General features: G+C 71.4%; 12 protein-coding genes, 1 tRNA gene and 1 riboswitch. Of the genes, 12 read left to right on the top strand and 1 reads right to left on the bottom strand.

Annotation, left to right across the window (positions count from 1 at the left end; genetic code table 11):
• Positions 1–21 precede the first annotated feature (21 nt).
• Positions 22–113, top strand: a riboswitch (TPP riboswitch).
• The 3 genes from thiM to thiD all read left to right on the top strand — a co-directional run bounded on the left by thiM (position 96) and on the right by thiD (position 3063).
• A complete protein-coding gene (gene thiM, locus IEX69_RS16540) occupies positions 96–914 on the top strand; it encodes a hydroxyethylthiazole kinase (RefSeq protein ID WP_157127096.1) in 819 nt (272 codons plus the stop codon). (Overlaps the previous riboswitch by 18 nt.)
• Positions 911–1564: a thiamine phosphate synthase gene (gene thiE / locus IEX69_RS16545; RefSeq protein ID WP_085018684.1), complete on the top strand. Its 654-nt coding sequence runs from the start codon at positions 911–913 to the stop codon at positions 1562–1564. Before thiM ends, thiE begins: the two co-directional genes overlap by 4 nt.
• Positions 1561–3063 (top strand): bifunctional hydroxymethylpyrimidine kinase/phosphomethylpyrimidine kinase, encoded by a 1503-nt coding sequence (thiD, locus tag IEX69_RS16550; protein ID WP_188760955.1) that lies wholly within the window; start codon positions 1561–1563, stop codon positions 3061–3063. Before thiE ends, thiD begins: the two co-directional genes overlap by 4 nt.
• On the opposite strand, the gene IEX69_RS16555 is transcribed toward thiD, so the two are convergent.
• On the bottom strand, positions 3060–3800 hold the full coding sequence (locus IEX69_RS16555) for a glycosyltransferase family A protein (protein WP_085018686.1): 741 nt from the start codon (positions 3798–3800) through the stop codon (positions 3060–3062). The genes thiD and IEX69_RS16555 overlap by 4 nt on opposite strands.
• Positions 3801–3875: 75 nt before the next feature.
• On the opposite strand from IEX69_RS16555, the gene IEX69_RS16560 reads away from it, so the two are divergent.
• From IEX69_RS16560 to IEX69_RS16600, 9 genes are all read left to right on the top strand, one after another.
• Positions 3876–3962, top strand: a tRNA-Ser gene (locus IEX69_RS16560).
• Between the two features lie 154 nt (positions 3963–4116).
• Positions 4117–7557, top strand: a complete 3441-nt coding sequence (locus IEX69_RS16565) for a hypothetical protein (RefSeq protein WP_157127097.1) — start codon at positions 4117–4119, stop codon at positions 7555–7557.
• 29 nt (positions 7558–7586) lie between these two features.
• Positions 7587–8093, top strand: coding sequence for a hypothetical protein (locus tag IEX69_RS16570; protein ID WP_085018688.1), 507 nt, complete (start codon positions 7587–7589; stop codon positions 8091–8093).
• 193 nt (positions 8094–8286) lie between these two features.
• Positions 8287–9549, top strand: a complete 1263-nt coding sequence (locus IEX69_RS16575; RefSeq protein ID WP_085021336.1) for an ABC transporter substrate-binding protein — start codon at positions 8287–8289, stop codon at positions 9547–9549.
• A 7-nt stretch (positions 9550–9556) separates the two neighbouring features.
• Positions 9557–10507, top strand: a complete 951-nt coding sequence (locus IEX69_RS16580) for a carbohydrate ABC transporter permease (RefSeq protein WP_085018689.1) — start codon at positions 9557–9559, stop codon at positions 10505–10507.
• On the top strand, positions 10507–11460 hold the full coding sequence (locus tag IEX69_RS16585; RefSeq protein ID WP_085018690.1) for a carbohydrate ABC transporter permease: 954 nt from the start codon (positions 10507–10509) through the stop codon (positions 11458–11460). The genes IEX69_RS16580 and IEX69_RS16585 overlap by 1 nt, the downstream gene beginning before the upstream one ends.
• A 2-nt stretch (positions 11461–11462) precedes the next feature.
• Positions 11463–13433, top strand: coding sequence for a DUF8034 domain-containing protein (locus IEX69_RS16590; RefSeq protein WP_174604398.1), 1971 nt, complete (start codon positions 11463–11465; stop codon positions 13431–13433).
• On the top strand, positions 13430–14221 hold the full coding sequence (locus IEX69_RS16595) for an RraA family protein (RefSeq protein ID WP_085018692.1): 792 nt from the start codon (positions 13430–13432) through the stop codon (positions 14219–14221). Before IEX69_RS16590 ends, IEX69_RS16595 begins: the two co-directional genes overlap by 4 nt.
• Positions 14191–15132 (top strand): aldo/keto reductase, encoded by a 942-nt coding sequence (locus IEX69_RS16600; protein WP_085018693.1) that lies wholly within the window; start codon positions 14191–14193, stop codon positions 15130–15132. Before IEX69_RS16595 ends, IEX69_RS16600 begins: the two co-directional genes overlap by 31 nt.
• Positions 15133–15143 lie beyond the last annotated feature (11 nt).

Below are 15143 nucleotides of genomic sequence, written 5' to 3' on the forward strand. Positions count from 1 at the left end.
CTGCCGCGCTAGGGTGGGATCACACGTGACACGGGGTGCCCTGCGGGGCTGAGAACACACCCGTCGAACCTGATCTAGTTCGTACTAGCGAAGGGATGTCGCTCTTGACGCGCACGCCTGACCATCTGCTCGACCTCACCTGCTCCGCGCTGGAGGAGGTCCGCGCACGCACGCCGCTCGTGCAGTGCATCACGAACAGCGTGGTGGTGAACGTCACCGCCAACTCCCTGCTCGCCCTGGGCGCCTCCGCTGCGATGGTCGACATCCCCGGGGAGGCCGGGCCGTTCGCGACGGTCGCCTCGGGCCTCCTCGTGAACCTCGGGACCCCGACCTCGGAGCAGCGGGAGGCGATGCTGGAGGCGGTGGCCGCAGCGAGCGAGGCGGGCACGCCGTGGGTGCTCGACCCGGTCGCGGTCGGGGCCCTGCCCGTGCGCACGGCGCTGGCCGGACGGCTCGTCGACCTCGGCCCCACCGTGGTGAGGGGGAACGCCTCCGAGATCCTCGCGGTGGCGGGCGCGGGAGCGGGCGGCCGCGGAGTCGACGCGTCCGACGGAGTCGAGTCGGCCCTGCCCGCCGCGCGATCGCTGGCGGAGCGGACCGGGGGAGTGGTCGCGGTCTCGGGGCCCGTGGACGTCGTCACCGACGGACGCGACGTCATCCGGATCGCGAACGGGCATCCCCTGCTCACGCGGATCACGGGCGGGGGGTGCGCGCTGGGGGCGGTGATGGCGGCCTTCGCCGCGGTCGACGACGACCGCTTCGCGACCACGGTCGCGGCGATCACCGTCTACACGGTCGCGGCCGAGCTCGCCGCGGCCCGTGCCGCGGGCCCGGGGAGCTTCGGCGTCGAGATGCTCGACGCCCTCGCCGCCGTCGACGCCGACACGATCCGCCGCCTCGGGATGCTGTCGTGAACGCCGATCTCTCCGTCTACCTCGTGACGGACTCGCGCCTCGCCGCCGCTGCCGGCCACGACCTCGTCGAGCTCGTGCTCGCGGCGGTGGAGGGCGGTGCCACCGCCGTCCAGGTGAGGGAGAAGGATGCACCGGCTCGCGAGTTCCTCGCCACCGTGACCCGGCTCGGGCGGGCCCTTCCCGAGGGGGTCGCGCTCCTGGTCAACGACCGCGTCGACGTCTTCCTCGCCGCGCGCGGGTCGGGAGCGCGGGTGAGCGGTGTGCACGTCGGCCAATCCGACCTGCCCGTCGCGACGGTGCGGGAGATGATCGGGCCGGACGCGCTGCTCGGTCTCAGCGCGTCGACGCCCGAGCAGCTGAGGGAGGCGGCCGCGCATCCGTCGCGGGTCGACTACGTCGGGATCGGGGCGCTGCATCCCACGACGACCAAGAGGGACGCGCCCGCCGCCCTCGGGCACGACGAGTTCGCGCGGCTGGTCGCTGTCGGCGACCTGCCCGCGGTGGGCATCGGGGGCGTGACCGAGGCGGACCTGCCGCGGATGCGCGCGGCGGGTGCGGCCGGCGCCGCGGTGGTCTCGGCGATCTGCTCGGCACCCGATCCCGCGGTCGCCGCTCGACGCCTCCGCGCGGCGTGGGGAGCGAGCTCGTGACCGCGCTCCCTCCCGTCCCCCGTGTGCTCAGCATCGCCGGGACGGACCCGACGGGAGGCGCGGGCATCCAGGCCGACCTCAAGAGCATCGCCGCGAACGGCGGCTACGGGATGGCGGTCGTCACGGCGCTGGTGGCGCAGAACACCCACGGGGTGCGCTCGGTGCACGTCCCGCCCGCGTCGTTCCTCGCCGAGCAGCTCGAGGCCGTGTCGGACGACGTCGCGATCGACGCGGTGAAGATCGGGATGCTCGGCACCCGCGAGGTCGTCGACACCGTCCGCGGCTGGCTCGAGCGCACCGACCCTCCTGCGGTCGTGCTCGATCCCGTCATGGTCGCGACGAGCGGCGACCGTCTGCTCGACGCCTCCGCGGAGCAGGCCCTGCGCGACCTCCTCTCCCTCGCCGACGTCGTGACCCCGAACATCCCCGAGCTGGCGATCCTGGCGGGGGAGGGCGTCGCCGCGGACTGGTCCGCCGTGCTCGCTCAGGCGGCACGCGTCTCCGAGCGCCACGGCGTGATCGTGCTGGCGAAGGGAGGCCACCTCGCCGGCGACGACGTCCCGGACGCGCTGGTCGACGCCACGGGCGGCGCGGTGTCCGTCTCGGAGTACCCCGGCGCCCGGATCCACGCGAGCAACACGCACGGCACAGGATGCTCGCTCTCCTCCGCGCTCGCGACCCGGTACGCCCGATCGAAGGACTGGGGGGGCGCCGTGGCGGAGTCGAAGAGGTGGCTCGCCGAGAGCATCCGGGAGGGGGCCGATCTCGGCGTCGGCTCCGGTCGTGGGCCGGTCAGCCACTTCGCCGGGCTGTGGGCCCGGGGTGGGCTGGACACCCGACCGCTGCCGGGAGAGGTCGAGGCCGACTGGTGGGAGCACATCCGGGGCGTCCGCGAGAGCATCGACGAGCTGCCCTTCGTCCGGGGTCTCGGCGACGGCACCCTCGGGCGGGAGGCCTTCGTCTGGTACCTCGCTCAGGACGCGCTGTACCTGCGGGACTACTCGCGGGTCCTCGCGATCGCCAGCCGCCTCGCACCCACGACGGCGGAGCAGGCGTTCTGGGCGCAGGCCGCCCACGGCGCCATCGCCGCCGAGCTGCAGCTGCACGAGAGCTGGATCAGCGAGGACGACCTCCGGGACGTGCGTCCGGGCGCGACGACCACCGCCTACCTCGACCATCTGCTCGCGGCGGGCGCACGCGGGGACTACGCCGTCCTGATCGCCGCGCTGCTGCCCTGCTTCTGGCTCTACCACGACGTCGGGACGCGCCTCCATCCGCTGTCGCACGACGCGCATCCGTACCGGTCGTGGCTCGACACGTACGCCGACGTCGCGTTCGAGACCTCCACGCGGCGCGCGGTGGAGCTCGTCATGGCAGCTGCGTCGGAGGCGGACCCGGCACGGCGGAGTTCGATGCGGCAGGCGTTCCGGCGGTCGGCGGAGTTCGAGCACGCGTTCTTCGCCGCCCCGCTCCGTGAGGAGGGGACGCCGCGCGACTAGCTCCGACGTCGGGCGCGCCGTCGGTGCGACCACCGCTGCCATGGCCATTGCCCGGGCGCGTTCACGGCCATCGTGCGGAATCCCCACCCGAGTCGGCGGCCGAGCCCGCTCGCGGTGTGGAAGGGGCGGCCCGAGATCGGCATGACCAGGGTGCGGTCGTACCGGACGGTCATGTCCGGCGTGAGGTGGTAGGCGATGTCGAGGTCGTCGTGCACCCGGCGCTCGTCGCGGTGCACGGTGTCGCGGATGCGGAGCCACGCGTCGCGGGTGAGGGCCAGGTTCGAGCCGAAGAGCGGGGCGTGGCCGAGGAACAGCGTGAGCCAGAAGCGGTAGCCGCCGAGGTAGAGGTGCTCACCGGCCCAGGCTCCGGCACGGGAGATCTCGTAGAAGCGGCCGGGCCCGGTCAGCGCCGTCGGCGCCTCCGGCCCATCGAACGCGGCGGCGACGCGGGCGAGCCAGTCGACGGGTGGGATGGAGTCTGCGTCGATGCGCGCCAGGACGTCGCCGGTGGCGGCATCGAACCCCGCGGCGGTGGCACGGAGGATGCCCTGCACCGGCTCCTCGACGACCCTCGCCCCGTGGGCGCGAGCCACCTCCGCGGTGTCGTCGCTCGAGCCATTGTCGACCACCACGATCTCGTCCGCGGGCCGGGTCTGGCGCGCGAGGGCGTCGAGCGCCGAGGCGAGATAGGGCGCGTCGTCGCGGCACGGGATGACGACCGTGATCGTGACACCCATGCGGCCAGGATATCGGCGCCCGCCCGACGTCCCGCCGATTGGCGTCCGTCGCGACGCTCGCGTACACTCGACCCCGGTACCGTGTCCGAGCGGCCGAAGGAGCATGTCTCGAAAACATGTGTGGGGGTGACTCCACCGTGGGTTCAAATCCCACCGGTACCGCTCTCGAGAAGCCCCGGGTCCTGAAGGATCCGGGGCTTCTCGCCTGTTCGAGGCGTTCCTTCCTCGATCGGCCCCCACTGATCTCCCTCGCAGGCGTGACGGATGTGACTGCTGTGACCTATGATCATCGAGAGGTGAGGGAACGTTGTCTTTGGTGGTTCGTGCGGTCGCAGTGATCGGTGTGCTCGCAGCCCTCATCGCCGCGCCGACGCAGGCCTCCCCGGTCGGGGCCGCGCAGGTCGCCGCCGTCGCCTCCGCGCCGAGCAGGAGCACGGTGTCCGCCGCCTCGGCGCCGAGCACCGGTGGCGCCGCCTCCGCATCGAGCACCGCGTCCGCCGCGTCCGCGCCGAGCACGGCGACGACGGCGACGCCCGCATCGGCAGAGGCGCCCGCGCTCGCGTCCGCTCCGAGCGTCGCTGCAGCTCCGACCGACGCCGCCGGATGCGGGACCGCGTGCACCGGGATCTCCGCGAGCCCGCGCGAGCTGGCCCAGTGGCTGCTCACGGCCCGCGACCAGGGTCGCTTCCAGGTCGACCCGACGATCGACGAGATCTGGGCGAACGAGATCGCCCCCATCGCCAACGGCACGGTCGACCCGCGCTGCGACATCGATGGGCGGGTGCTGCAGCTGCTCGTGGTGTCGATCAAGCAGTTCGGCACGGTGAAGATCAACGACCTGAACCGGTGGTGCGCGAACGACGGCGAGTACAACTGCACCGGCGAGTTCCACCCGCCGAGCCCGTGGCACTGCCGCATCCCCGCGGTCGCCGTCGACTTCGGGCGGGTCGGATCGCAGCGGACCAACGGGTGGGGCGACGGCAGCAACTCGCTGATCGCCTTGATGAACCAGTTCATGCCCGCCAACACCCATCTGGGTCAGAAGGGGTGCTTCGGCCGGCCTTCGATGGCGTCGCTCGGCTACAGCTACCTCACCAACGAGTTCAACGACACCTGCAACCACCTCCACGTGGACATCGGCCAGTCGAACACCGGCCTGCGCGTGACCGCGAACACCGGACTGCCGATCGGCTCGTTCGACCAGGCCTACGCGCAGCCAGGGGGCGTCGTCGTCCGGGGCTGGGCCGCGGACCTGGACACCACCCAGCCCATCCAGGTCGACATCACGCTCAACGGCGTGGTCACGTCGACCGTGCGGGCCGATGGTCCGAGGCCGGACGTCGAGGCGGCCTATCCGGGCATCGGGCAGTCGCACGGGTTCGGCGTGACCGTGCCGGCCTCGCCGGGGGTCTACCAGGTCTGCGCCGTGGCCGTGGACCCCACGGACGGGACTCGCGCGCAGCTCGGCTGTGCGACGACCACGGTGATGGCGGGAGCGCCGGTCGGCTCGCTCGACACCGCGATCCGGGCCGGGACCAACATCGACGTCAAGGGATGGGCCTTCGACCCCGACACGACCGATCCCATCGACGTCGTGCTCACCCTCAACGGCACGGTGAAGGCGACCGTGCCGGCGAAGTCGGCACGAGCGGACGTCGCCGCCGTGTACCCCGGGTACGGCGCCAACCACGGATACACCGCGTCCTTCGCGGTGAGCCCCGGATCCAACCAGGTGTGCGCGTACGGGGTCGACTCGTCGACGAAGCTGCGCGGTCCCTCGATCGGCTGCATCACCGTCGACGTCTCGGGCGATCCGATCGGCGGCTTCGACAGCGCGTCGGCGAACCTCACCACGGCCACGCTGGTCGGCTGGGCGGCCGACCTGGATCAGCCCACCAGCCCGGTGACGGTCCACGTCTACGTGGGCGGCCCGTTCGGCGTCGGGACCATGGCGGGGGCGTTCGTCGCCAACATCGACCGCCCCGACGTGGCGTCCGCGTATCCCCCCCTGGGCTCACGACACGGGTACTCCGTCAGCGTCCCCGTCCCGACGGGCACGACGCAGATCTGCATCTACGGCATCAACGTCGGACAGGGGGCCAACTCCCTGATCGGCTGTCGAGAGGCGTCGACCCCGTCCGGTCCGCCCGTCGGCAACGTCGAGGACGTCTCGATCTCGGGCAGCATCGTCAGCCTCAAGGGCTGGGCGGTCGATCCCGACACCAGCAGCAGCATCGCGGTGCACCTCTACTACGGCGGGCCGTTCGGCACGGGGACCTTCGGGGGCTCCTTCACCGCGAGCGCCTCCCGCTCCGACATCGCGTCGGCGTTCCCGGGCTACGGCGCCGCTCACGGGTTCCAGATCAGGACGCCCATCGTCCCCGGGTCACGATCCGTCTGCGTCTACGCCATCAACGTCGGCGGCGGCGACAGCGTCCTCCTGGGATGTCCGTCCATCACGCCGCCGACGGGGCCGCCGGTCGGGAACATCGAGAGCGCGACCCTGTCGAAGGGCCAGCTCACCATCAAGGGCTGGGCCCTGGACCCGGACACCGCGGCGAGCGTCGACCTCAACGTCTACCTGGGCGGCCCGTACGGCTCCGCCTGGTGGGGCAGCGCCTACGTCGCCGACGTGCAGAGGCCCGATGTCGCCAGCGCCTTCCCGGGGTACGGCGCGAACCACGGGATGCAGCTGACCGCCCCGGTCCCGGCCGGGATCGGTCGCACCCAGGCGTGCGTCTACGTGCAGAACGTCGGCGGGGGCTCGACCACGCTGCTCGGGTGCCCGACCGTGACCGCCACGTCCGGTTCGCCCTTCGGGACCTTCGAGGAGGCCTCCGCCACCAACGGCTCCGCCAGGGTGAAGGGGTGGGCGATCGACCCGGACACCACCGGGAGCATCTCCATCAGGGCGACGGTCAACGGCAAGACCGTCGGGACGTATCCGGCGTCCTCGTCCCGCCCCGACGTCGGAGCGGCCTACCCGGCCTCCGGGTCGTCGCACGGCTTCGCGGTCAGCGGGATCCCCATCCCGGTCGGGACGAGCGACATCTGTCTGTACGGCGTCGACAAGACCGGAGGCGACGGCGAGGGGCCCCTGGGTTGTCAGACGGTCTCGACCCAGTCGGGTCCTCCGCGAGGCAACATCGACGCGGTCGCCACCGGTCCGGGCTCGCTGACGGTCTCCGGGTGGGCGCTCGACCCTGACACTCCGGATCCCATCGACGTGCACGTGTACGTGAACGGCGTGATGGCGGGCAAGGCGACCGCCACGGCGTCGCGCCCGGATGTGGCGGCCGCCTTCCCCGGCTACGGCGCGGCGCACGGCTACTCGATCCAGGTGCCCGCGACCGGTGGGCCCGCCCAGGTCTGCGTGTACGGGATCAACGTCCGCGACTTCGGGAACCCGCAGCTCGCGTGCCGCACGGTCGACATCCCCGGAGGCAATCCGTTCGGCAACCTGGAGACCGCCACGGTGAAGGACGGCAAGGCCACGGTGGGCGGCTGGGTCATCGATCCCGATACCGCGCAGTCGGTCACCGTGCACGTCTACGTCAACGGCGCCTTCTCGGGGAGCTTCGTCGCCGACGGCGCGCGCACCGACGTCGGAGCGGCCTTCCCCCAGTACGGGTCCGGACACGGCTACTCGATCGCGGTGCCCGTCCCCGCCGGGACGAGCCAGGTCTGCGTCTACGGGATCAACCAGGGCACCGGATCCTTCAACCCGCAGATCGGGTGCAAGGCGGTCACCCGATGACCACGAGCGAACGACGACAGGAGCACTCCGTGATCACACGAGCACGACCGCGACGAGCGACGACGGCGGGAGCGGGGATCGCCGGCATCCTCGCCGTAGGCCTCCTGCTGAGCTCCTGCGCCAGCGGCTCCGGAGACGCGACCGGGTCCGCCACGGCGACCCCCGAGCCCAGCGCCTCGGTCACGGTCACCCCCACGCCCACGTCGGAGCCCACCGCGGAACCGACGACCGAGCCCACGACGGAGCCTCAGGATCCGGATGCGGCGATCACGGCGGCGTGCGACACGCTGAACACCGGATACGACCAAGGTCGTGACGGCTGGCTCGCCGCCCGCACGCAGGCCGCGGCGCTGACCGCGCAGGCCGCCCCCGCCGGCGGACGCTACGCCCAGGCGGACAGCACCATGCAGGCGTTCGCGGCCACCACCTACCCGGGCGCGTCCTCCAGCGCCGACGAGGTCAACGCCTATCTCGACTCGTACCTCACGGTGGTGTCGATGTGCGCCGACTTCGGCGTCACGCTGAAGACGGAGTGACCCGGGATCCGTCCCGGACCCTGGCGGCCCTCGGCCCCTCTTAGGAGGGCCGGGGGCCGTCGTCGTGTCGCCCGGAGCGCGACGAGGAGCGCGACCGGGGAGGGGACGAAGAGCGTGAGCGTTGCACCATAAGCGATTATCGATTATTGTCGGACGCGGCGTCACGGAGGTCGTGCGCGGGAGAGGATCAATGATGATCGGCAGGCGAACAATGATCGCGGTCGGCACCGTCGCGGTGGTCGGCCTGGGGCTGGGCGGCTGCGCCGCCTCCTCCGGCGGAGGGGACGACGGCGGGAAGCAGACCGTGAGCCTGCTCGTCAACGTCACGCCGAACCTCACCGAGGAGTGGTGGAACGAGCTGGTGAAGCCGTTCGAGGAGGCCAACCCCGACATCGACGTGCAGATCCAGAACCCCGGCGCCGAGGGTGTCGCCGCGGCAGTCCCGCGCCTGCTCGCGGCCGGACAGGCGCCCGACGTCGTCGAGTCGCTGCCGCCGTCGACCGAGCTCGCGCCGGAGCTCGTGGACCTCTCGCAGTACGACTGGGCCACGCAGGCGCCGCTGGCCGATCAGTACACCATCGACGGCAAGTACTACATGGCCGGGATCGGCCTCCAGGTGCAGAGCCTCTGGTTCTACAACAAGGACGCGTTCGCCGCCGCCGGCATCACGGAGACCCCCACCACGGTGGAGGAGCTCTCCGCAGACCTCGCGAAGCTCAAGGACGCCGGCTGGACCCCCATCCAGACCGGCGGCGACTGGATGTCGAGCTACGCGCTGCAGACCGTCGCGCTGCCCACGGTGGTCGCCGACAACGACGACTGGTACCAGCGCATGAGCGACGGCGACCTCACCTTCAGCCAGACCTACGGCGACTCCGTCAGCGAGTACGCGGACTGGATCTCGAAGGGCTACGTCAACGACGACGCCCTGGGCATCAAGTACGCCGACGCCGAGCAGAACTTCCTGTCCGGCAAGTCCGCGCTGTATCCGATGGGCAGCTGGTTCGTCGCGAGCGAGACCGCGGCGTCGTCGCTGGCGAACATCGGGGTGTTCCGGGCTCCTGCGTTCAAGGGCACCGATCAGCCCGCCATGGGCGCCAACATCGCGAGCCCCTACGTCATCATGAAGTCCTCCGAGCATCAGGATGCGGCGGCCAAGCTGGTGGAGTGGCTGGTGACCGACAAGGACGCGATCCTCGACCAGCTCAAGGTCGACGGCAACTACCGCGCCGGCTACGAGTACGAGATGGGCGAGCTCGGCACGGAGCTGCTGCAGATCGTCTCCGACACCCCCGACGAGGCCTACACGCCGACCGGTCAGGGCTACGGCGAGCGCACTCTGCCGAGCGGCTACTCGACCGAGATCAACGCTCAGACCCAGGCGCTCCTCGGCGGGACGTCGGCCGCCGACGTGAACAAGGCGATGGACGACTGGTTCGCCGCGAACGCCCGCTGAGACCGCCATGCTGACCGACGACGTCCTGACCAGCGCCCCGCGGGCGCGGGTCCACGATGCCGGCGCCCGCCGTCGCCCCAGCGTCCGCTGGGGCGACCGGGTGGCCGGCGTGGTGATGGCAGCCCCCGCGGTGATCGTGTTCATCGCCATGTTCATCATCCCGATGATCCTGGCGTTCGTCTTGAGCCTGACCGACTGGAACGGGTACAGCCTGCGGTTCGACTTCATCGGGTTCGAGAACTACCAGTTCGCCTTCCGCAACCCGCGCACCATCGACGCCGCGATCTTCACGGGCATCGTCGCCGTGGTCGGCACGGTCCTCTGCAACGGACTCGGTCTCGCACTGGCCGCGCTGATCTCCGGCGCGGGCCGCGCCAACACCGTGCTGCGGACCATCTTCTTCTACCCGTACATCATCAGCGCGTTGATCATCGGCTTCCTCTGGTCGGCGCTGCTCTCCCCGCACGGCGCGGTGAACGGGCTCCTCGGCGGGATCGGCATCGGCCCCGTGCCGTTCCTCACCGACCCCACGTTCGCCAAGGCGACCGTGATCATGACGATCGTCTGGGCGCACTTCGGCTTCAACATGATCCTCTACATCGCAGGGATCAAGTCCGTCCCGACCGAGTTCTACGAGGCGGCGACGGTCGACGGGGCGAGCAAGTGGCAGCAGTTCCGCAGCGTGACGGTGCCCATGATCGCACCCGTCGTGACGGTGAACCTCGTGCTCACGCTGGTCGGCCTCCTCAAGGTCTACGACGTCGTGCTGGCCCTGACCGACGGGGGCCCCGCCGCCTCGACGCAGACCATCGTCTACCAGATCCTCAAGGACTCGTTCGCCCAGTCGAAGCTCGGGCTCGGGGCCGCGCAGTCGGTGGTGCTGCTTCTCATCACGGCCGCGATCGGACTCGCGGTGACGTTCGCCCGGAGGGGCGCGGAGCGGAAGGTGACCGACTGATGACGACACCGCTGCAGGACACCCCCAACCTCGGAGCGGAGGCTCTGCTCACCGAGGTGCCGGCGACGGCATCGACGCGCGGGCCCGAGAGGCGCGCGGTGTCCCGAGGCACCGGACGCCGATCGCCGATCGGGACGATCGTGAGGTGGGTCGCGCTGGGCGCGACCGCCCTCGTGATGCTCGTGCCGCTCTACGTGCTGGTGATCAGCGCCTTCAAGCCGCAGGAGGAGATCGTCCAGAACCCGCTGGCGATCTCCCCGACCACCTTCACGCTGCAGTACCTGGGCGAGGCGATCACGAGCAGCAAGTTCAACGTCATCGCCGCCTACGGCGTGACGCTGCTCTTCGTCGTGCTGGTCAACCTGTTCTGCATCCTGCTCTCGGCACCGGTGGCGTACGTCATCGCCCGGGGGCGGAGGAAGTGGCACCTCGGCCTCCTGCTGCTCTTCGTCTCGGGTCTGTTCATCCCCGGCCAGGTGACGCTCATCCCCGTGGTGTTCGTGCTGAGGGTGCTGGGGCTGATCAACACCATCCCCGGCTTCATCCTGTTCGAGACGGCGGCGACCCTGCCGGTGACGATCTTCCTGTTCAGCGCCTACCTCCGCACCGTCCCACGCGACATCGACGAGGCGGCGGCGCTGGACGGCGCGGGACGCATCCGCACGTTCTGGTCGTGCATCTTCCCGATCATGCGTCCCGTGGTCGCGACCGTGGTCGTGCTCAACTCGATCGGGGTGTGGAACGACTTCGTGAGCCCGCAGATCATCCTCGGCACGGGGTCGGGCATCTACACGGTCACGACGGGCGTGTACGCGGCGGTCGGGGAGTTCTCGACCGACTACACCGTGGTCTTCCCGACCCTGCTGCTGGCGATCGCGCCCATCATCGTCTTCTTCATCATCATGCAGCGCCACATCATCGGCGGCCTCGTGGCCGGCGCGACCAAGGGATGACCATGGCGGACATCACCATCCGAGGTCTCCCGCTCGACTCCGTGCCCGCCTGGGCCGTGCTCGAGCGCAGGCTCTTCGCCGACATCGAGGAGGCCTGGCGTCTCTTCTCCCGCAGGTACACGGGCGACGACGGAGGCATCCTGTTCCCCGCCGTCTTCACCGATCGCGACGGCGTCGACGACCTGTACGAGCCGTTCTTCAACTGGCCGGCGTTCTACCTGCTCGGCGGCAGCGACGACGTGCTCGCCGCCGCGAAGCGCCACTGGGAGGGCGTGACGGCGCAGCTCGAGGCGGCCGGGATGCTCACGGACGAGTACGAGAACGGGTACGACTGGTTCCACCAGGGCGAGTCGCTGCTCTTCTTCTACGGGCTCTGCGCCGCCGATCCCTCCGACGAGGCCTTCGCCCGCCGTGCCCGCCGCTTCGCGGAGCTCTACACCGATCCCGCCCGCGGGAACTACGACCCGGAGCACCGCATCATCCGCGCCCCCCACAACGGCGCGCTCGGCCCGCGTCCCGGCCTCGGCGACACGGTGGAACCGTATCCGGCCGCGCCCGTCGAGATGGAGCGGTACGGGCTCCCGCTCGAGGGGGTGCCCGGCATCACGACGTGGGCCGACGTGCTCGATCCCGCGAACGCGCTGGCCATGGCGGAGGCCATGCAGCAGGCGGCGGAGGGCGACGTGGTGGTCAACCTGGCCGCGACCTCGCTCGTCGCCAACCGTTGGCTCTACGACGGCGACCCCGTCGCGGCGGATTGGATCACCGCGTACGTCTCGGCCTGGTCTGAGCGCGCCGAAGCCAACGGGGGACTGGTGCCCGACAGCGTCGCCCTCGACGGCACCGTCGGCGGCCTCCACGGGGGCCGGTGGTACGGCGGACACTACGGGTGGACCTGGCCTCACGGCCTGCCGTCCGTAGGGATGGCGACGATCGTCTCCGGGCTCAACGCCGCCCTCGTCACGGGCGACGACCGGTACCTCGACATGGGCCGCCGCGTCCTCGACGCGGTGCTCGAGCAGGCGATCGTGGCGCCGGTCACCGAGACCACGTACAGCCTGAGGGGAGGATGGCTGGCGCGGCTGGGCGCCGACGCCGCCAGGCCGGCGCTCCTCGTGCCCCATCGGTTCGGCGCCGCGGGCTGGTTCGACTTCGCCCCGATGCCGCTCGAGCTCCCGACCTGGCTGTGGTGGTGGTCACGGAGCGAGGCCGACCGCGCCCGCCTCCAGCGGGTGCGGGACGGACTGCCCGCCACGACCGAGCCGGTCAAGGCGTTCCGCGACAAGGCGGAGGCGGGGCACGAGGCGCCGTGGCTCGACTTCCTCGACGGACGCCTGCCCGACTACCCGGAACGCGCTCTGGAGATGGCGCTCGGTCAGGTGGCGCGCAGGATCGCGCTGATCCTGGCCGACGACAGCGACCCCGCGACCGTGCACCTGCACTTCTGGCAGCGGGTGAACCCGGTCGTGACGGAGATCCTGACCCAGCTCGTCTCCGGCGCGCCGCAGGTGCTGTACAACGGCGGCCTGCCCTTCGCGGCCGTGGACTACGAGGACGCGGAGCGCCGCCGTCCGGGGCTGCCGCCCGACGTCGCCGCCCTCGTCACCGCGGTGGAGCGCGACCGGGTCGCCGTCGAGCTCGTCAACACCTCGCCGATCCACTCCCGTCGCATCGTGGTCAGGCCCTCCCGGTCCCGAGGCGATGCCCTGGTCGGGCTGCGGTACGAGACGGAGCCCGGCGCGGTCTTCCCGGGGGCGAGCACCGCCTACGCCGCGACGAGGGCGGCCCGACGGACCGAGAGCCTCGAGGTCGCGGGCGACGGCGTGGAGGTCGATCTCCCGCCCGCGCACCACGCCCGGATCGAGCTCGTGCTCGCGGTCGGGGCGGCGCGACCGCGGCACCGCGGGACGTCCCCGGACAGCGACCAGAACGACACGATCGACCCCGTCGAGCAGATGAAGGAAAGAGCATGACAGACACCACGGGCGCGCTTCCGCACCCCGACTTCACCCTCCCCGTCCGTGGCGACGCCTACCGGCGAGCGGATGCGGACACCCTCGCGGGCTTCGACACGATCACCTCCGCCACGGCCTGCGCCAAGCTCCACGGTATGGGCATCACCCGCTCCTGGGTCGACGGACCGGTGCCGTTGAGCCCGGGCCAGCGCGTCGTCGGCTCGGCGATCACGCTCCAGTTCATGCCGCAGCGCGAGGACCTCGCGTCAGGGCTCGGGCAGGAGTACGTGGAGCGGCATACGGCGCTCTGGGCCGTGCTCGAGCAGGTGCAGCCCGGCGACGTGCTCGTGATCCAGGCGTACGGGAGCCGCTTCTCGGGATGCATCGGCGACATCCTCGCGCGCTACTTCCTGCGCAAGGGCGGGGCCGGCATCGTCGTCGACGGTCGCATCCGCGATGCAGCACGCATCCGCCAGCTGGGGCTTCCGGTCTGGTCGACCGGCACGACGCCCCACTACGCGTCTCAGACCGAGCTCTTCCCCTGGGCCTACGACGTTCCGGTCGCCGTGGGTGGAGCCCTGTGCATGCCCGGCGACGTGGTCATCGCCGACGACGACGGCCCGGTGATCGTGCCGCAGGCGATGTCGAACGACGTGATCGACGCCGCCCGCGACCACGAGGAGTGGGAGACCTTCAGCCGTCGGCGCCTGGACGAGGGCGCCCGGCTCGGCGACTACTACCCGCTCACCCCGGACACGCGAGAGGAGTTCGAGGCGTGGCGTTCCGCACAGGCGTTCGCCCTCTGACGCCGACGCCCGGCGCCTCCGCGAGCGTCGGTCTCGGCTGCGCCCCCATCGGCAACCTGTACAGCGACGTCGACGAGGGCGCCGCCGAGGCGACCGTCGTCACGGCGCTGGAGCGCGGCATCCGGTTCTTCGACACCGCGCCGCACTACGGGGCCGGGGTCAGCGAGCGGCGGCTCGGCCACGCGCTGAGGGGCGTCGACCGCGACACCGTCTCGATCGCGACGAAGGTCGGGCGCGTGATCGTCGACGACGACGGCGAAGCGGCCCCGATCGGCGGCACGGGATCGAGCACCGTCGGCGACCTGAGCGCCGACGGGGTGCTGCGCAGCGTCGAGGGGAGTCTCCTCAGGCTCGGCACCGATCGCATCGACCTCCTGCACCTGCACGACCCGGCCGACATCGACGAAGCCCTCCGCGGGGCCGTGCCCGCGTTGGTGCGACTCCGCGAGGAGGGCGTGGTGCGTGCGATCGGAGCCGGCATGATCTGGGTGGAGCCCCTGACCCGGCTGGTGCTCGAGGCCGATCTCGACGTCGTGATGATCGCCGGTCGCACCACGCTCCTCGACCGCTCGGCCGAGGCGACGCTCCTGCCCGCGGCGGCGGAGCGCGGAGTGGGTGTCATCGCCGCCGGGGTCTACAACTCGGGGATCCTGGCCGACCCGGACGGCAGCCCGTACTTCGACTATCGGGAGGCGAGCCCCGAGCTGCGGGAGAGAGCCCTGAGGATGCGCGAGGTCTGCGAAGACCACGGAGTGACGCTCCCCGAGGCGGCTGCTCGGTACCCTCTCCGGCTTCCGGCGGTCGAGGCGGTGGTCATCGGGGCCAGGACACCGGCCGAGGTGGCGGCCTTCCCCGACACCGAACGGGACGACATCCCGGAGGGGCTGTGGTCGGCCCTCGACGCGCTCTGAGTCGGGGAGCG

Source organism: Cnuibacter physcomitrellae (assembly GCF_014640535.1).
GTDB lineage: Bacteria > Actinomycetota > Actinomycetes > Actinomycetales > Microbacteriaceae > Cnuibacter > Cnuibacter physcomitrellae.